This window comes from Neoroseomonas marina, assembly GCF_012927745.1.
Lineage (GTDB): Bacteria > Pseudomonadota > Alphaproteobacteria > Acetobacterales > Acetobacteraceae > Neoroseomonas > Neoroseomonas marina.
On the sequence record NZ_JABBKX010000003.1, the window covers coordinates 282,243 to 298,358 of the forward strand.

Annotated in this window: 22 protein-coding genes and 1 tRNA gene; 10 read left to right on the top strand and 13 right to left on the bottom strand. The window is 71.6% G+C overall.

The window, feature by feature from the left end; genetic code table 11:
• The first annotated feature begins 16 nt into the window (after positions 1 to 16).
• The gene (locus GWK16_RS11430; RefSeq protein WP_170054089.1) at positions 17 to 502 is read left to right on the top strand and encodes an ankyrin repeat domain-containing protein; all 486 of its coding nucleotides are present in this window, start codon (positions 17 to 19) and stop codon (positions 500 to 502) included.
• Between the two features lie 29 nt (positions 503 to 531).
• Positions 532 to 2,094, top strand: coding sequence for an alkaline phosphatase family protein (locus GWK16_RS11435; RefSeq protein WP_170054090.1), 1,563 nt, complete (start codon positions 532 to 534; stop codon positions 2,092 to 2,094).
• A 169-nt stretch (positions 2,095 to 2,263) separates the two neighbouring features.
• Here the strand turns inward: GWK16_RS11435 and GWK16_RS11440 are convergent, their stop codons facing one another.
• From GWK16_RS11440 to GWK16_RS11460, 5 genes are all read right to left on the bottom strand, one after another.
• On the bottom strand, positions 2,264 to 2,434 hold the full coding sequence (locus GWK16_RS11440) for a hypothetical protein (protein WP_170054091.1): 171 nt from the start codon (positions 2,432 to 2,434) through the stop codon (positions 2,264 to 2,266).
• Between the two features lie 103 nt (positions 2,435 to 2,537).
• Entirely contained in the window at positions 2,538 to 3,035 is a 498-nt protein-coding gene (locus GWK16_RS11445) for a flavin reductase (RefSeq protein ID WP_408903919.1), read from the bottom strand.
• A 55-nt stretch (positions 3,036 to 3,090) separates the two neighbouring features.
• Complete coding sequence (locus GWK16_RS11450) at positions 3,091 to 3,774, bottom strand: DUF3047 domain-containing protein (protein ID WP_170054093.1); 684 nt, start codon at positions 3,772 to 3,774, stop codon at positions 3,091 to 3,093.
• 52 nt (positions 3,775 to 3,826) lie between these two features.
• Positions 3,827 to 4,315 carry a hypothetical protein gene (locus GWK16_RS11455; RefSeq protein ID WP_170053837.1) on the bottom strand — a complete coding sequence of 163 codons (489 nt, stop codon included), beginning with the start codon at positions 4,313 to 4,315 and terminating at the stop codon, positions 3,827 to 3,829.
• A gap of 84 nt (positions 4,316 to 4,399) precedes the next feature.
• Positions 4,400 to 4,942, bottom strand: a complete 543-nt coding sequence (locus tag GWK16_RS11460) for a GNAT family N-acetyltransferase (protein WP_170054094.1) — start codon at positions 4,940 to 4,942, stop codon at positions 4,400 to 4,402.
• A 120-nt stretch (positions 4,943 to 5,062) separates the two neighbouring features.
• Here GWK16_RS11460 and GWK16_RS11465 point away from each other — a divergent pair, with 120 nt between their 5' ends.
• The 4 genes from GWK16_RS11465 (at position 5,063) to GWK16_RS11480 (ending at position 8,428) form a co-directional block, all read left to right on the top strand.
• A complete protein-coding gene (locus tag GWK16_RS11465; protein WP_211187326.1) occupies positions 5,063 to 5,893 on the top strand; it encodes a CoA transferase subunit A in 831 nt (276 codons plus the stop codon).
• Positions 5,890 to 6,639: a CoA-transferase gene (locus tag GWK16_RS11470; RefSeq protein ID WP_170054095.1), complete on the top strand. Its 750-nt coding sequence runs from the start codon at positions 5,890 to 5,892 to the stop codon at positions 6,637 to 6,639. Before GWK16_RS11465 ends, GWK16_RS11470 begins: the two co-directional genes overlap by 4 nt.
• On the top strand, positions 6,636 to 7,031 hold the full coding sequence (locus tag GWK16_RS11475) for a hypothetical protein (RefSeq protein WP_170054096.1): 396 nt from the start codon (positions 6,636 to 6,638) through the stop codon (positions 7,029 to 7,031). The genes GWK16_RS11470 and GWK16_RS11475 overlap by 4 nt, the downstream gene beginning before the upstream one ends.
• A 164-nt stretch (positions 7,032 to 7,195) precedes the next feature.
• Positions 7,196 to 8,428, top strand: a complete 1,233-nt coding sequence (locus GWK16_RS11480; RefSeq protein WP_170054097.1) for a CaiB/BaiF CoA transferase family protein — start codon at positions 7,196 to 7,198, stop codon at positions 8,426 to 8,428.
• A 74-nt stretch (positions 8,429 to 8,502) separates the two neighbouring features.
• Here GWK16_RS11480 and GWK16_RS11485 read toward each other — a convergent pair whose 3' ends face one another.
• The 4 genes from GWK16_RS11485 to GWK16_RS11500 all read right to left on the bottom strand — a co-directional run bounded on the left by GWK16_RS11485 (position 8,503) and on the right by GWK16_RS11500 (position 11,485).
• A complete protein-coding gene (locus GWK16_RS11485) occupies positions 8,503 to 8,979 on the bottom strand; it encodes a protein-tyrosine phosphatase family protein (RefSeq protein WP_170054098.1) in 477 nt (158 codons plus the stop codon).
• Positions 8,976 to 9,821 carry a c-type cytochrome gene (locus tag GWK16_RS11490; RefSeq protein WP_170054099.1) on the bottom strand — a complete coding sequence of 282 codons (846 nt, stop codon included), beginning with the start codon at positions 9,819 to 9,821 and terminating at the stop codon, positions 8,976 to 8,978. Before GWK16_RS11490 ends, GWK16_RS11485 begins: the two co-directional genes overlap by 4 nt.
• Positions 9,822 to 9,929: 108 nt before the next feature.
• Positions 9,930 to 10,811, bottom strand: coding sequence for a CDP-alcohol phosphatidyltransferase family protein (locus GWK16_RS11495; protein WP_170054100.1), 882 nt, complete (start codon positions 10,809 to 10,811; stop codon positions 9,930 to 9,932).
• A complete protein-coding gene (locus tag GWK16_RS11500) occupies positions 10,808 to 11,485 on the bottom strand; it encodes a phosphatidylserine decarboxylase (RefSeq protein WP_170054101.1) in 678 nt (225 codons plus the stop codon). Before GWK16_RS11500 ends, GWK16_RS11495 begins: the two co-directional genes overlap by 4 nt.
• A gap of 51 nt (positions 11,486 to 11,536) precedes the next feature.
• On the opposite strand from GWK16_RS11500, the gene GWK16_RS11505 reads away from it, so the two are divergent.
• Positions 11,537 to 11,959, top strand: a complete 423-nt coding sequence (locus GWK16_RS11505) for a hypothetical protein (protein ID WP_170054102.1) — start codon at positions 11,537 to 11,539, stop codon at positions 11,957 to 11,959.
• Here GWK16_RS11505 and GWK16_RS11510 read toward each other — a convergent pair.
• The gene (locus GWK16_RS11510; protein WP_170054103.1) at positions 11,956 to 12,720 is read right to left on the bottom strand and encodes a hypothetical protein; all 765 of its coding nucleotides are present in this window, start codon (positions 12,718 to 12,720) and stop codon (positions 11,956 to 11,958) included. The two genes, GWK16_RS11505 and GWK16_RS11510, sit on opposite strands and share 4 nt — an antisense overlap.
• A 71-nt stretch (positions 12,721 to 12,791) precedes the next feature.
• On the opposite strand from GWK16_RS11510, the gene GWK16_RS11515 reads away from it, so the two are divergent.
• Complete coding sequence (locus tag GWK16_RS11515; protein ID WP_170054104.1) at positions 12,792 to 13,463, top strand: cytochrome b/b6 domain-containing protein; 672 nt, start codon at positions 12,792 to 12,794, stop codon at positions 13,461 to 13,463.
• 10 nt (positions 13,464 to 13,473) lie between these two features.
• Here the strand turns inward: GWK16_RS11515 and GWK16_RS11520 are convergent, their stop codons facing one another.
• Positions 13,474 to 13,899 (bottom strand): c-type cytochrome, encoded by a 426-nt coding sequence (locus GWK16_RS11520; RefSeq protein WP_170054105.1) that lies wholly within the window; start codon positions 13,897 to 13,899, stop codon positions 13,474 to 13,476.
• Positions 13,900 to 14,077: 178 nt separating this feature from the next.
• Between GWK16_RS11520 and GWK16_RS11525 the strand changes: the two genes are divergently transcribed.
• A tRNA-Pro gene (locus tag GWK16_RS11525) sits at positions 14,078 to 14,154 on the top strand.
• Positions 14,155 to 14,293: 139 nt separating this feature from the next.
• On the top strand, positions 14,294 to 14,995 hold the full coding sequence (locus GWK16_RS11530; RefSeq protein ID WP_170054106.1) for a winged helix-turn-helix domain-containing protein: 702 nt from the start codon (positions 14,294 to 14,296) through the stop codon (positions 14,993 to 14,995).
• On the opposite strand, the gene GWK16_RS11535 is transcribed toward GWK16_RS11530, so the two are convergent.
• Together GWK16_RS11535 and GWK16_RS11540 are read right to left on the bottom strand one after the other, a co-directional pair.
• A complete protein-coding gene (locus tag GWK16_RS11535; protein WP_170054107.1) occupies positions 14,992 to 15,615 on the bottom strand; it encodes an outer membrane beta-barrel protein in 624 nt (207 codons plus the stop codon). The two genes, GWK16_RS11530 and GWK16_RS11535, sit on opposite strands and share 4 nt — an antisense overlap.
• 140 nt (positions 15,616 to 15,755) lie before the next feature.
• Entirely contained in the window at positions 15,756 to 15,941 is a 186-nt protein-coding gene (locus GWK16_RS11540) for a DUF2842 domain-containing protein (RefSeq protein ID WP_170054108.1), read from the bottom strand.
• Positions 15,942 to 16,116 lie beyond the last annotated feature (175 nt).

The window sequence follows — 16,116 nt, forward strand, 5'->3', positions numbered from 1 at the left end:
GGCGACGGCGGGCGACATGCCCGCCTTCCGCGCCGCCCTCGGCGACCCGGAAGGCTTCCCGGACTGCCTCCTCGGCGTCGACTTCCTCGGCTGCGGGGACCGGCCGCTCGACATCGCGATCCGCTGCGGGCCGCCGCATTTCGTCGCCGCGCTGATCGCCGCGGGGGCCGATCCGCGCGCCGGGGCCGCGGATGGTTTCCCGCCGCTGTTCCAGGCGATCGACGCCCCGCGCGAGGACCGCCACGCCGTCCTCGCGGTGCTGCTGCGGGCTGGCGCCGACACCGAACAGCGCGGGTTGAACGATGGCACGGCGCTGCACCACGCCGTCTGGCGGCGCGACATCGTGGCGGTGCGGATGCTGCTCGCGCATGGCGCCGACATCACGGCGCGGACGCGCATCGACGATCTCTCGACGCCGCTCGAGGACGCGGAAGCGATGGGCTTCGCCGAGGCCGTCGCGCTGATGCGCCCGGCCCCTTCCCCACCGCGCGCGCGCCGCTAGGCTGGCCCCGGGAAACCAGGGACCGGCGCATGGCGATCCGCAACGTGCTCTACATCATGTGCGACCAGCTGCGCTGGGATCACCTCGGCTGCGCGGGGCATCCCTTCCTGCGCACGCCGAACATCGATGCGCTCGCCGCGCGCGGGGTGCGTTTCGCGCAGGCCTATGTCCAGTCGGGCATCTGCGGGCCGTCGCGCATGTCGGCCTATACGGGGCGCTACGTTTCCTCGCATGGGGCCACGCACAACCGGGTGCCACTCTCGGTCGGCGAGGTCACGCTGGGCTGGCACCTGCGCGAAAGCGGGCGGACGCTGGCGCTCGCCGGCAAGACGCACATGCTGCCCGATGCGCGCGGGATGAAGCGGCTGCTGCTCGACGGGCAGGACGAGCTCGCGGTGCTGCTGCGCGAGGGCTGGTTCACCCTGGTCGACCGCCACGACGGCCATCACGCCGAGACCGACAGCGCCTATGCCGACTGGCTGCGCGCGCAGGGCTACGACAGCAAGGACCCCTGGACCGACTGGGTCATCGCCGTCACCGACGCGGCCGGCAACACCCAGAACGGCTGGAAGATGCGCAACGCCCGCCACCCCGCGCGGGTGAAGGAGGAGCACAGCGAGACCGCCTACACCACTGACCGCGCCATCGCCTTCATGGAAGCACAGGGCGACAGCCCCTGGGTGCTGCACCTGTCCTATGTGAAGCCGCACTGGCCCTACATCGCGCCGGCGCCCTACCACGCGATGTACTCAGCCGATCAGTGCCTGCCCGTCATGCGCGATCCCGTGGAGCGCGACAACGCCGCGCACCCCATCCTGCGCGAGTTCCAGAACGAGGAAGTCGCGCAGTCCTTCCAGAACGACGACTGCATCGCGACGGTCCGCCCCGCCTATCAGGGGCTGATCGCGCAGCTCGACCATCACCTCGGGCGGGTCTGGGCAGCACTCGACCGGCTCGGACGGTGGGACGATACGCTCGTCGTCTTCACCTCGGACCATGGCGACTACCTCGGTGACCACTGGCTGGGCGAAAAGGAACTGTTCCACGACTGCATCCAGCGCGTGCCGATGCTGGTCTTCGATCCCTCGCGCGAGGCCGACGCCACGCGCGGCACGGCGGATGATCGCTTCGTCGAGGCGATCGACGTGGTGCCGACCATCCTCGATGCGCTGGGCCTCGACCCGGCCGAGCACGTGGTGGAGGGCCGTTCGCTGCTGCCGCTGACGCGCGGCGCATCACCCGCGTGGCGGGAGGCGGTGTTCAGCGAGCTCGACTGGACCTTCCGCGGCGCGCGGCGGCGGCTCGGGCTCAAGACCGGGCAGCATCACGCCTGGATGGTGCGCACGGACCGCTGGAAATACGTCCATTGGACGGACGGCTTCCGGCCGATGCTGTTCGACCTCGCGGCGGATCCGCAGGAATTCCATGACCTCGGCGCCGATCCGGCGCTCGAGGGCGTGCGCGAGGCGATGCGGGAGCGGCTGCTCGCCTGGTTCACGGCGCTCAAGCGCCGCACCACGCTGACCTGGGCCGAGGCCGAATTCCGCACCGATCGCCACAAGGCGGCCGGCGTGTTCTACGGGGAGTGGTAGCGGGCGCTCGCCCCGCGCGGGACAGCGCCACCTGCGGCCCGCACGGCGCGGGCCGCAAAGCCAGGACCGATCGATGCCGGCCACGCGGCCGATCGTCGCCCCGACGCCGTGAAGTAACGCCGCCGAATGCCTCAGGGGGCGCGCGAAGGCCAAGCCTCCGCGCGCCCCGTCAGCGCGCGATCCAGGCGTCCGGGCCGTCCTCGGTCGTCTCGGGCAGGTCGGCGGCAAGGTCCTGGACCACCGCCGCCACCCATTCCTCGGCCGTGGTGCCGAGGGCCGCCGCACGCCGCGCGATCTCCTCCGCCACCTGGTCCGGCAATTCCACCTTCACTTCGGTCATCGGCCTCGCTCCTGGCACCGCTGTGCCAAACATAGGCTGATCAAGGTTTAAGGCACCTTTGCGGCTTCCGCATGGAAGCAATGCTGCAGCGCGGTAACCTGGATCACTCCGCCCCGACGCGGTGGTAGTCCCGGCTGAACCAGATCAGCCCGCGGGACGCCGCGCCCTGGCGCACCGCCTCCACCTCGCAGAACAGGACGCTGTGGGTGCCGCGCTCGACCACCTCGGCGATCCGGCAGTCGAAGGACACCGTGCAGCCGTCGAGCGCCGGCGCGCCGGTCGACAGCAGCCCCCAGCTCGCATGGCTGAAGCGCTCGGGCATGTCGGCTTCGGCGCTGCGGCCGGCGAAGCGGCCCGACAATTCCTCCTGCCCGGGGGCCAGGCAGTTCACGCACAGCACGCCATTGTCCTTGAACAGCCGGTTCTGCGGGCTGCCGCGGTTGAGGCAGACCAGCAGCGTCGGCGGGTCATCCGTCACCGAGCACACCGCGCTGACCGTCATTCCGCCGAGGCCCGCCGGGCCGTCGGTCGTCACGATGTTCACCGCCGCGCCGAGGCGGGACATGGCGTCGCGGAATTCCTGCTTGGTGACGGTCATCAATCGATCCTGCATGCAAGACGCGCCGGAAGCGCCGGCCGGCCCGCAGGGTGCACGCTCACGAGCGCTGCGGACAGGGGCCGAAGCGGATGTCCTCGACGCGCGCCTCGATACGCGCGCCGGTATCCTCCGAATCGAGGCCGATCACGATCTTCTCGACCGGCGGCGGCGTGCCGCCGAAGGCCTCGCGCCACAGGGCGGCGAGATTGACGCGCTCGTCGTGCCACGTCCCGCGCGGCGCATGCGCGGGCCGCAGGACGAAGACGCGGCCAAGCCCAGCCATGTAGGGGCTTTCGAAGCCGCGCGGTTCCTCCCCCGTGCCGCCCCAGACGAGGACGAGCGCGGCGCGCGGCAGGCTGCGGCCGCCGGCATGCGCCTCGGCCATGGTGTGCTGGACGCGCTGCCAGGCACTGGCCCGCGGCGGCCAGCCGCCGAAGCCGATCGTGATGGAAATGGCGCGGTCATCTCCCCCGCGGCGATCGAGGCGCGTCGGCGGCGGTCCGTGGTCGACGCGCCAGCGCCAGCTCAGGCATTCGGCGGCGCGGCGTTCGTAGCGCCACAGGAAGCTGCCCTGTCCGCGGCCCGACAGCGCCACGGCCCCGTCCGGGGTGGCCGTCACGTGCGCGGGGGGAATGCCGGGCCAGGATCCTTCCTGCCAGGTGCCGGCCGCGACCGCGGAAGGCGCCGGGACCGCAGCCCCGACGGCCAGCCCGACGCCCAGCAGGGCCGCGCACCACCGCATGTATCGAGATGTGTCGCGCGCGGCGCCATGGACAAGGGGCGCTGCGGGCCGGTCAGCGCTTCACCACGCCGCCCGGCCCGCCGCCGAGGTTGCCCCCGCCGCCGAAATTCCCGCCGCCACCCCCGAAATTGCCACCGCCCCCACCGAAATTCCCGCCCCCGCCACCGAGGTTGCCCCCGCCGCCGGCGCCGAGGTTGCCGCCGCCGACCGCGCCGCCGCTGCGGTACGCGCTGGTCACGGCCTCGACCAGCCGCCCGCTGTCATTCGCGCGGTCGGTCACCCAGGCGAAGACCACGGCGATGCCCTTGCCCGAGATGCAGCGCACGGTCAGCGCCTCCTCCCCGCGCCAGCCGAAGATGGTCTGGCGGTCCTGGGAGATGCTTGGCCGGAAGCCGACGCTCTGGATCGCGCGGGACCCGATCGACAGGCATTCCTCCTGGTCGTTCGATGGCAGATCGGCCCAGGCGGTGGTCACGGACGCTGCCAGCACCGGCGAGGACGCGAGAACGAAGGCAAGGCCGAGCATCGGGATGCGGGACACGGGAACCTCCTGGCACGTCTCTGTCTGTTGCTGCGGGGATGATGCGGCGGCCGCGCGAAGATGTGGAGGGGTCCGCGCCCGCCGTCAGCCTCGCGGAGCCGCGAGGCGATAGAGCACATGTTCATGCAGCGGGTGGTCCGCCGGCAGGCGCGGATGCCCGAAGGTGCCGTCCGCCGTCATGCCGAGCCGTTGCATCAGCCGCCAGGACGGCTCGTTCGCCGGCACGGTGAAGGCGACGACCTCATCCAGCCGCAGGGTGCCGAAGCCGAAGCCCAGCGCCAGACGCGCCGCATCCTCGGCGAAGCCGCGGCGGCGGAAGGCCGGGGCGATCCGCCAGCCGATCTCGACCGCGGGGGTGAAGCGCGCGGTCCAGGGAATGGTCATCAGCCCGACGACGCCGACGAAGGGGGCGCCGCCGCGTTCCTCGACCACCCAGAAGCCCCAGCCATGCTCGGCGATATGCGCCTGCAGCCGCGCGGCCCAGGCATCGCTCTCGGCGCGCGTCATGACCGCGGCGAAGTGCCGCATGCTGTCCGGATCGCCGTTGATGGCGAAGAGAGGATCGAGATCCTCCTCCCGCCAGGGGCGCAGGATCAGGCGAGGACCTTCGATGGTGGCAGGCGTCATGGGCAGGACCGGCATCCCTTTTGCCGCATCATGGCGCGGCCCATCGTTCCGGTCATCGCCCCCCTCCGCCCTGGCGGGCCCGGCGGGGCCGGCGTAGAACCGGCGCTGGAGGAATTGCCGATGATGCTGCCATCCGTGGACGCGCTTGCCGCCATGGTGCCCGACGGGGCGCTGGTGGCGATGCCGCCCGACAATTCGCTGCCGTCGGTGGCACTCGCCAAGGCGCTCATCCGCAAGGGCGCGCGGAACCTGCGCCTGCTCGGCGTGCCGGTGTCGGGATTCGCGACGGACATCCTCATCGGCGCCGGCTGCGTGGCGGAGGTCGAGACCAGCGCGGTCTCCCTCGGCGAGGCGGGCTTCGCGCCGCGCTTCTCGGTGGCCCTGAAGGAAGGGCGGATCAAGGTGCGTGACGCCACCTGCCCGGCCATCCACACCATGCTGCAGGCGTCCGAGAAGGGCGTGCCCTTCATGCCGCTGCGCGGGATCATCGGGTCCGACATCCTCGCGAACCGGCCGGACTGGAAGGTGGTGCCCAACCCCTTCGCCGAGGATGGCTCCGACCCGATCGTGCTGCTGCCCGCGAAGCAGCCGGACTTCGCCCTGTTCCACGCCGTGATGGCGGACAGCGAGGGCAATGTCTGGCTCGGCCGCCGGCGCGAATGCGCGACCATCGCGCACGCATCGAAGGCCGCGCTCGTGACCGTCGAGCGTGTGGTCGAGGGCAATTTCCTCGAGGATGAGCGCCTCGCCTCCGGCGCCATCAGCGCGACCTACGTCAGCGCCACCGCGATCGCGGAACGCGGCGCGCGGCCGGCCGCGCTGCTCGACGAATACGGCTTCGACCAGGCCTATGTCTCCGACTACGCCCGCGCGGCGAAGACCGAGGAAGGCTTCCGCGCTTGGCTCGACCGCGAGGTCTTCGCCGGCGCGCGGAAGGTCGCCGCGGAATGAGCATCGCCCTGGAAGAGCGCCTGGCCGCCACGCTGGCCCGCCTGATCCTCGATCCCGCCGCGCCGCCGGCACGGCACATCGCGGTCGGCGCGGCATCCCCCATCCCGGCCGCGGCCTGCTGGCTGGTGCGGCTGATGGGCCACCCCGTGCGGCTGTCCCTGCTGCACAAACGCAGCGGCAATCCCTTCACCGAGGGCACGCGCGAACTGTTCGACCTCACCGGCCAGGGGCGGATCGACCTGTTCTTCCTCGGCGGCGGGCAGATCGACGGGCAGGCGAACCTGAACCTGGTCGGCACCGGGGACTGGCCTGGCACCGGCGTGCGCTTCCCCGGGTCCTTCGGCAGCGCCTTCATGTACTTCATGACGCCGCGGACGATCCTGTTCCGGGAGGAGCACTCGCCCCGCGTCCTGGTGGAGAAGGTGGACAACATCTCCGCCCCCGGTGTCTCGCCGCCCGGCGTCTTCCGCCGCGGCACGGCGCAGGCTCTGGTCACGGGGAAATGCGTCTTCCGCTTCCATCCGGACCGCGCGCGATTCTCCCTGGAATCGCTGCATCCGGGCGACACGGTCGACAGCGTGCGCGCGGCGACCGGCTTCGACTTCGACGCGGAAGCCGACATCCCCGCGACGCCTGACCCGACCGAGGCCGAACTCGCGCTGCTGCGCGGGCGGGTCTGCGACGAGATGGCCGAGACCTATCCCGAGTTCTGCAAGCGCGTCTGGGGTCGCACCCGCGCCGCATGACCGGGCCGCTGGCCGATCCCACGCTGACGGCCCTGATCCTGTGGTTCCTGTTGCCGGCGGCATTGCTGGTCGGCATCGCCTGCTTCGCCATGTGGCGGAGCCGCCGGGACTGGGTGGTGGTGGAGGCCGTGATCCGCGCCGTTCCTGCCCCGGATGATGCGGCCGGCCTGACGGAGATCGCCTGGCGCGACGATGCGGGCGACGTGCAGGTCTCGCGGATCCGGCTGCCGCCGGCGAAGCGCCCGGCGCGCCCGGGCGCGCTGCTGAGCCTGTCGCATCCGCCAGGCGAGCCGGATTCATTGCAGACCGGGACCCCCGGCCCCCTGCTGGCCGGCGCCATCGGCAGCGCCCTTGTCGCGGCGCTCTGCGCCTCCATCCTGCTGGGGGTGTGACGCTTCGCCTGCCCGAAGGTTCCGCCTTCGGGCCCCTCAACCGCCGGGCGTCGCGCATCCGCACGGCTTGGCTTCGCCGCATCAGCGGCGGGCCGCATCGGCATGGTTCGACAAACGCGCCCCGCTGACGCATCTTCCGGCCCGCTTTACGGGAGTGGCATCCAATGGACGACACCGCGACAATCCCCGCCCAGGCGAGGCTCTCGCCCGGCGCGCTCGCGGGCCTGCGCGTGGTGGACCTGACGCGCGTGCTCGGCGGGCCCTACTGCACCATGGTGCTCTCCGACCACGGCGCCGAGGTCATCAAGCTCGAGCCGCCGCAGGGCGACGAGGTGCGCGACTGGGGCCCGCCCTTCAACGCGGATGGCGATGCCTCCTATTTCGTCGGCGTGAACCGCAACAAGCGGTCGGTCGGTCTCGACCTGTCCAAACCCGCGGGTAAGGAGGTGCTGCTGCGCCTGCTCGAAGGTGCAGACGTGCTGGTCGAGAACTTCAAGCCCGGCTCGATGGAGAAGTGGGGCCTCGGCTACGAGGCCGTGCTGTCCAAGACGTTCCCGCGCCTGATCCATTGCCGCGTCTCCGGCTTCGGCGGCGAGGGCCCGCTCGGCGGCTTCCCCGGCTACGACGCCGTGCTGCAGGCGATGGTCGGGCTGATGTCGATCAACGGCACCGAGACCTCCGGCCCGACGCGCCTCGGCAACCCGATCGTCGACATCGCGACGGGGCTGTTCAGCACCATCGCGATCCTGATGGCGCTGCATGAGCGCGAGAAGTCGGGCCGCGGCCAGTATTGCGACATGACGCTGCATGATTGCGGCATGGCGCTGCTGCATCCGCATGCCGCGAACTTCTTCCTCTCGGGCAAGCGGCCGAAGGCGACGGGCAACCCGCACCCGAACCTCGCGCCCTATTCCAAGTTCACGACGAAGACCTGCGAGATCTTCGTCGCCGCCGGCAACGACCCGGCCTTCCGCAAGTTCTGCGAATTCCTCGGCATTCCGGACCTGGCGAAGGACGAGCGCTTCGCCACCAACGGCCAGCGCGTGATCAACCGCGACGCGCTGACCGAGGTGCTGAACGCCCGCTTCGCGAACGAGGACGGGCATGAGCTGACGCGCCGGATGCTCGCCGCCGGTCTGCCGGCCGGGCCGGTGCTTCACGTGGATGAGGCGATGGCCGCCGAGCACACCGCGTTCCGCAACATGGTCGCCGAGATCGGCGATTTCCGTGCGCTGAACACGCCGATCAAGCTGTCGCGCACGCCGGGCGGCGCGCGCAGCCAGCCGCCGCGCTTCAACCAGCATGGGCGGGAGGTGCTGCTCGCACGCGGATTCTCCGAGGAGGAGATCGCGGCGCTCGAGAATGACGGCGTGATCGTGGGCGCGCGCCGGAAGTAGGGGCGGGACCGGAGAGGGGCGCGGCCCCTCTCCAGACCTCTCCCCGCCAAAGGCCTAAGGGCCTTTGGAAACCCCTACGTATCGGCGTCCAGAGGCCCTTCGGCCTCTGGTGCGGTGGTCCGGAGGGGCAAAGCCCCTCCGGCGCCGAACTCCCGCACCAGGGCTTCCTGTTCCGGCGTCTCTATCGCCTCCGCGACATACCGCGCCCGCAGCCACGCCACCGGATCGCCCTCGCTCGCCCCGGCCATCTGGGCCAGGCACGCGAGCGCCATGCCCGTCCGCCCAAGCCCGGCCCGGCAGCCGACATGGAAGGCGTCCTGCGGCCGCGCCTGCATCGCCGCCAGCATCGCCTGCAGCACCGCGCGCAGCGCGCTGGGGTCCGGCACGCCGAAATCAGGCACGTCCAGCCGCCATTCGGCCTCCACCGCACGCGCAGCCCTCGCCTCGAGGCAGAGCCCCCGCGCACCCGGCGGCATGGCGTCGAAGGGCCCGCCGGTGATGCGGACCTCCTGCCCATTTACCCGCAGCCGCAGTTCGCCGCGCAGCGTCACGGCTGCACGGGCAGCGACCGCAGATAGGCGACGATGTCGGCGAGGTCGCGGGCGTCCACCCGGGCATAGTAGCCGTATCCCATCGGCGGGAAGAGCTGCCGCCCATCCGCTGCGACGCCGGCGGTGACCGCGCGGACAATCTGTGCATCGGTCCAGCCCCCGAGCCCGCGCTCCCGGTCCGGCGTGATGTTGCGCGCGACCGAGGTGCCCCAGGGCCCGGTGAAGGGCTGCCCACCCTGCCCCGTGCGCGACCAGTCGCGATGGCCGTCCTGGGTCATGGGCGTGTGGCAGTCGATGCAATGCCCGATCGGCCCGGCCAGGTAGCGCCCGCGCGAGACGGGGTCGTCCGCCGGCCGCGGCACGGTCGCGACCGGCGGGCCGTAGTTGGGCGGCAGCGGGATGCGATACTCGCTCGCCGGCACGGCGTTGCGCACCGCCGGCACGGTGCGGAGATAGGCAGCCATCGCGGCCAGGTCGGCATCCGAGATGCCGCGGTACAGCTCGATCGGCATGGGCGGGCCGATGATGCGGCCGTCGGGGCGGATGCCCTCGCGGATCGCGCGCGCGATCTGCGCGTCGGTCCAGCGGCCGATGCCGGTTTCGGGATCGGACGTGATGTTGGACGCGATGGCGCGGAACGGCTGTTCGTCGAAGACCGTGCCGCCGGCGAGGTTCATCCCGGGCAGGTCGCCCTGCGGCCCCTTCGGCGTATGGCAGTTGCCGCAGCCGGCGATGCCTTCGACCAGGTAGCGGCCACGGGCGACCGGGTCGGTCTGCGCGACGGCTGGCAGGATCAGGAGGGACAGGACGGCCGCCAGGACGGCGCGACGGACACTCGGCATGGGCGCTCCTCGGTGCGCGGAAACGCCACCGCGAGGCGCTCGCAACCGGAACGATGCGCCGGCGCGACGCTTGCGCCAAGCATCATTCTCACGACCATGTGATGACCGTCACGCGGTGCCGGACCGTGGACCCTCGGTGATCACGACAGGTTCGCGGAGGCTTTCGGCCTCGCGCTTGAGGCGCAGGTAGGAGCGCACGGAGAAGGGCAGCATGCCGAGATAGATGATCCCGGCCATGGCGAGCGCCGCCCAGGGCTCGGCCAGCAGCAGCGCGACGAACAGGCCCGAGCCCAGCAGCAGCGGCAGCACGAATCTGCTCGGCACCTTGAAGTTCTTGAAGGACCAGGTCGGCAGGGTGCTGATGCAGAGCGTCGCGACGGTCACCAGCACCAGCCCGACGAAGACCGGGTGGCGCGCCGCGGCGGCCAGGATCTCCCAGCCCGCCTGCTGGAACCACAGGCCGAGGAACAGCGGGAACAGCACGCAGCCCGCCCCCGCCGGCGCCGGCACGCCGGTGAAGAAATTGTAGGTGTAGGCCGGCTTCACCGTGGGCCCGACATCGAGCGCCGCATTGAACCGCGCGAGCCGCAGCGACATGCACACCGCGAAGATCAGGCAGGGCGCGAAGCCCAGCGCGCGGTAGTCCTGCATCGACCAGAAGAACAGGATGAAGGCCGGCGCCACGCCGAAGCAGAGGAAATCCGACAGGCTGTCGAATTCGGCCCCGAAGCGGGACGTTGCCTTGAGCAGCCGCGCGAGCCGCCCGTCCAGCCCGTCGATCACGCCGGCAACGAGGATCAGCACCGCCGCCTGCTCGAAGCGGCCTTCATAGGCGAACCGGATCGAGACCAGGCCGCAGCACAGCCCGAGCATCGTCATGATGTTCGGGATCAGCCGGTTGAAGGATTGTCCCTCGAAGCGCGGGCGGGTGCGCGGGCGGAAGCGGCCGCGCAGCCGCCGCACGCGTCCGTCGGCGCCGTTGCCGCTCATGTGGCGCCGAGGTCGGCGAGGACGGTCTCGCCGCCGATCATGGTCTGGCCGAGGCTCACCAAGGGCTGCACTCCGGGCGGCAAGTACACATCGGTGCGACTGCCGAAGCGGATGATACCGAAGCGCTCGCCGGCATGCACCACATCCCCGACCTTGGCGTCGGACAGGATGCGCCGCGCGACCAGACCCGCGATCTGCACCACCGCGAGGTCTCGCCCATCGGGCAGCGCGAGGGCGATCGCGTTGCGTTCGTTCTCGGTGCTCGCCTTGTCGAGGTTGGCGCTGAGGAACTGCCCGTGGCGGTAGGAGACGCGCATCACCGTGCCGTCCGCCGGCATGCGGTTCACATGCACGTCGAGCACGGAGAGGAAGATCGCCACGCGCCAGCGCGGCGCGTCACCCAGGCCGAGTTCCTCGGGCGCCGGCACCTGCACGATGCTGACGACCTTGCCGTCGGCCGGCGCGATCACGAGCCCGGCACGCGGCGGCGGGAAGCGTTCCGGGTCGCGGAAGAAGTAGAGGCAGAAGCCGACGAACAGGACCCCCAGCCAGAACAGCCAGTGGCCGAGCAGCGCGAGGCCGAGCAGCGCCGCGACGGCCCCGCCGATCAGGAAGGGCCGCCCAGCCGGATGCGGCGGGGCAAGCACGAGGCGAAGGCTGTGTCCGAGGGCCATGATGGGCGCGGTTATGGTGTCTTCACCCTTCCGCGGCAAGTTCAGGCCGCCATGGAGACCATTCCCCTCGGGCCCTTCGCCGTCACGCCGGACGGCACGCTGCTGCCCCGTGCGGCCGATGCGGCGCCGGCGCTCGACTTCGCCTGGCGTGGGCGGCGGTGCACGGCGCGCCTCGGGCCGGATGGGGTGCGCATTGCCGCGGATGCCGCGCGCATCCCGTCCACCGCGGATGCCGGGGCGAACCGTCGCCAGGCCTTCGATGCCGTCGCGCGACTGCCGGGGCGGTTGCCCGCCGGGTGGCGGGCGGGGCTGACACCGGACCATCGGATCCGCGTTGAGGCCTCGGCCCCGCTGCGCGGCCCGGCGAATGCGACCACATTGGTCGCAGCGCTGGTGCGCTTCGTGCTCTCCCTCGACCCCTATCTCGACGGGCTCGAGGCCGAGGGCGCGGCCTGGACCCCGCCGGCCGCCTAGCGGAGCAGCCAGGCCAGCCCGATCGCGGGCAGTGCCGCGAGGGCCGCGCCGAGCCAGGCAATCCGGCGCGGCATCCGTCCACCCAGGACTGGCCCGGCCAGCAGCGCCAGCGCCGGCGCGGTCGCCGCGGCGATGTCGGCATGGGCGGCGCGCGCGATCACGGGCACCGCCGCCACGCCGGCGAGGCAGACCGCGAGCGGAAGCCGCGACGCCGGGCCGAACCCCGACCGCACCACCGCCGCACCAAGCACCGCGCCGACCCCGGCGAGAGCGAAGGCCACCTGCGGTCCCCGTGCTGCCGCAGCGAACAGGCCGGCGGCGAGCGCTGCCCACGCCATGCCCATGGACGGCATCCCCACGCCCCGCCACCAGACGAAGCCCATGGCCGCCAGCAATGCCAGGGCCACCGGCGCTGCCCGCAGGGCCGTCGCCGGATGCAGCGGCGCGCCCGCCATCCACCAGGCGCCGCCCATCAGGCCCAGCGCGACGCCGACGATGCCGAAGGCCCGGTGGCGCAGGCTCGCCAGCCCGCCCGCCACGAGGCCGATCGCGGCGAGCAGCGGCAGCCGCTCGGCCAGTTGGCGCGGTGTCGCGTTGACCACGCCGAGCACCGACACGAACCCCGCCATCAGCCCCAGGCCTGCCGCGGCCGTGGCGAGACGGTCCCACTTCGCCAGCCTGGCGATGCCGGCGACCGCGAAGGCCACCGCCGTGGCCATCGCCATTCCCCGCAGCAGCGGCGGCACGACGTCGAGACCCATCAGGAGCTCACCGGCGTCGTCGCGCCCCGCCACGCCCCATGGCACGCTGTCGCCCGGCGCGGAGGCGGCGGATGGCGGACGGCACGGTGTCGGTGAAGGTCTGGGATGGCTGGGTGAGGCTGTTCCACTGGTCGACCGTACTGCTCGTGATCGTCTCCTATGTGACCGCGAAGCTCCGCTGGATCGAGTGGCACATGCTATCCGGCGGCCTGCTGCTCGGCCTGGTGGTGTTCCGGCTGGCCTGGGGGGTCGTCGGATCGGAGTCGGCGCGCTTTGCGCAATTCCTCGCCGGGCCGCGTGCGGCGATCCGGCATTTCGCCTCCCTGCGCGAGGGTGCGGAGGCCGAAGCGCATGCCGGGCACAACCCCGCCGGCGGATGGATGGTGATGCTGCTGCTCGGCCTGCTGCTGCTGCAGGGCACGATCGGGCTCTTCTCGGACGATGCGGAGCTCTACCGCGGCGCCTTCGCCGATTGGATCGGCTACGATGCGAGCCAAGTGGCGAGCGCCTGGCACCAGCGCCTGTTCGACCTGCTGCTGATCGCGGTCGGCCTGCATGTCGCGGCGATCGCGATCTACCGAGTCGCATTCGGGCGGCGCCTCGTCGGCGCCATGATCACCGGCCGGAGCGCGATGCCGGCCGGCACCACGCCACCGCGCAGCGGGAATCGGGCGCTGGGCGCCCTGCTCCTCGCCGCGTCGCTGGCGCTCGGCCTCTATCTCTGGCGGCTGTCGCTCTTCTGACGCCGCGCCGTCACTGCCGCTGCGGCAGGCGGAAGCGATCGTGACAGGCGTTGCAGGTATTGGAGGTGGCCTGGAACGCCGCGGTCAGCGCCGCGCGGTCGCCGGCATTCGCCGCCGCGATCATCGCGGTCGCGCCCTGGATCAGCGAGGTGCCGAAGGCGTCGAAGGCGGCGCGGTCGGTCCAGATCTCGGGACGGGCGCGATCATCGTCCCTGTCGCTGCCGGGCGGGAAGAGCGCGAGCTTGCGCTGCGCCGTCGCGAGCACCGCCTCGGCCGGCTGCAGGGCGGAACGCACCTCGCCATTGCCCTGGACGATCGGCGCCAGGGCGCGCATCGCCTGGACCTGCTGGCGCATCAGGGCGCGACGCTCCGCGCTGAGATCCTGCTGCGCCGCCGCGCCGCCGATGCCGAGCACCGCCAGACCGAGGCCAGCCAACCACAATCCAGTCCGCATGCCATCCCTCCCGCTGTGTTTCGCGCGCCAGTTGACGCAAGGAGAAGGTGATCCCGCCATTTCCATTCTGCAATGGCACCGGCGCCGCCAAATTGGGACCCCGGCTTGCGGGCCCTCGGGTCTGCCGCTATATGGCCGCCTCCGCGGCGCGACCCGGCGACGGAGTGTAGCTCAGCCTGGTAGAGCACTGTGTTCGGGACGCAGGGGCCGGAGGTTCGAATCCTCTCACTCCGACCAGTTCCGGTCGCGCCGCGGACATTCCCCTTACGCTGATCGTATCGCCGTCCCCGCGACGTCGGTTAACCGCATCCTGAGACATGCCGCGCGACGCTCGGCGCGGATGATACCCGGCGGCGACCCGGCGACGCGACCGATCGTGCTCCTGGCTGGTAGTCAGGATGCACCGGGCCAGCGCGCCCTCGTTCGCGTCCTGGTGCCGGCCGGTTTCCTCGTGCGGACGCAGCCGGGGTTCGACGATTCGGCGCTTGCCGGACCGGGGTCGCCGGTTGCGGTGCTGCTTCCGGCCAGCCTGCTTGGCGTCGCCCTGCCCGACCGGCTGCGCGGCCTGCGCACGCGACACCCCGCCCTGGTGATCGTCCTGACCGGCGTGCGGACGGACCCGGTCGAGGAGATCGTCGCGCTCGAACTCGGCGCCGATGTCGTGGCGACGGTGCGGATGCCGGCGCGGCTGATTGTCGCACGGCTCCGCGGCGCGTTGCGGCGCGTCGGCGCCGCCGCCGGACCGGCGCCATCACCGGGACCGGCTGAACCGGCAGCGCTCGGTCATGGTCTGGTCCTCGATCTGGCGGAGCGCGCCGCGCGGCGCGCCGACGGAACGCGCGTGCCGCTGACGCGGGCCGAGGCCGCCACCCTCGCCCTGCTCGCCATGGCGCGGGGACGGACGGTGACACGGGAGAGGATCTCGCAGGAGGTGCTGGAACGCGCCTGGTCCTACGAGGATCGCAGCGTCGACAATCTGGTGCTCGGCTTGCGCCGGAAGCTCGGGATCGATCGCGACTTCGGGCCGATCCGCACGGTGCGCAACGCGGGCTACCGGCTGGTGGACGGCTCCGCCTAGCGTCCGCCGGTCGAGAAATGCCAGACCACGCCGGCCGTGACGCGCCAGGATTCCATCTTGTTCGCCCCGCTCGGCACCGAATAGGTGGCGTCGAGGCGTAGCGCGAGGTTGCGGGAGACGAAGCCCTCCGCGCCGAGGCCGATCGCGGGCACGAGCGTCCAATCCGCGCCGGGCGCGTTGCCGCCCTGCACCACCTCGAAGTTCTGGCGCGGGATGGTCAGGCCGGCGCGGAGGTAGAGCAGGCTCGCGCGGTCGGGCGTGATGCCGATGCGGCCATAGAGGCCGAACTCGTTCCTCAGCCGGGCGCGGTACTCGACGCCGAGCGCCATCAGGCGGCTGGTGACGTTGTAGGGGACCAGGAACTCGCTCTCGACGCCGGCATAGGTCTGTTCGCCGATCATCACGCCCCAGCCGCCGCGGATGCCGAAGATCGGCCCGTCGCCGCCCTGGTCGACGAACTTCGCCGACGGATGCGTGGCTGTCGCCGGGAACTCGACGGTGGAATCGATCAGCGCGACGCCGGCGAAGGCGCCGAGGTGGAAGCCGGAGAAGCGGCTTTCCTCCGCCCGCACTGAATCGGCGGCGAGGATGGCGACGGCGACGAACAGCGCCGAAACCATTTCTTTAACTTTTCCCGTCATGATGGTCTCTCCCGCTGGGACGAGGCGTCACCTGACGGGATGGACGTAAACGGGACGTTAACGTCCTGACGAAGCCGACAATCCTGACGTGGCGGGATTGTGCGGTCGTGCGTGCGTGTTCAGCGCATCGCCCAGACGATCAGCCGCTTCGCGGGCCACACCCACGCCACGCCCGCCACTGCGTAGAAGACGAGTTCCAGCGTCCAGTGCAGCTCGTGCACCAGGTCGGACAGCAGCAGCACGAGCGCGACATAGGCGAGGAATCCGGCAAGCCCGGCGAGGATGGCGATCGAGGAGCGCGACATGCCCCCCATCTGCCCCGTTCGGCGCCTCCCGCCAAGACTGTCAGCAAACATGGACAGCGACGATGTCAATCTTCTATTCTTGCAGCCGGAAGGCTAGCCAACTGCCGGCCCACCGCGCGGCCATCCCCGGACGACGCGGACGCATCCCTCCTCAAAGAAGACCGGCAGCGACGAA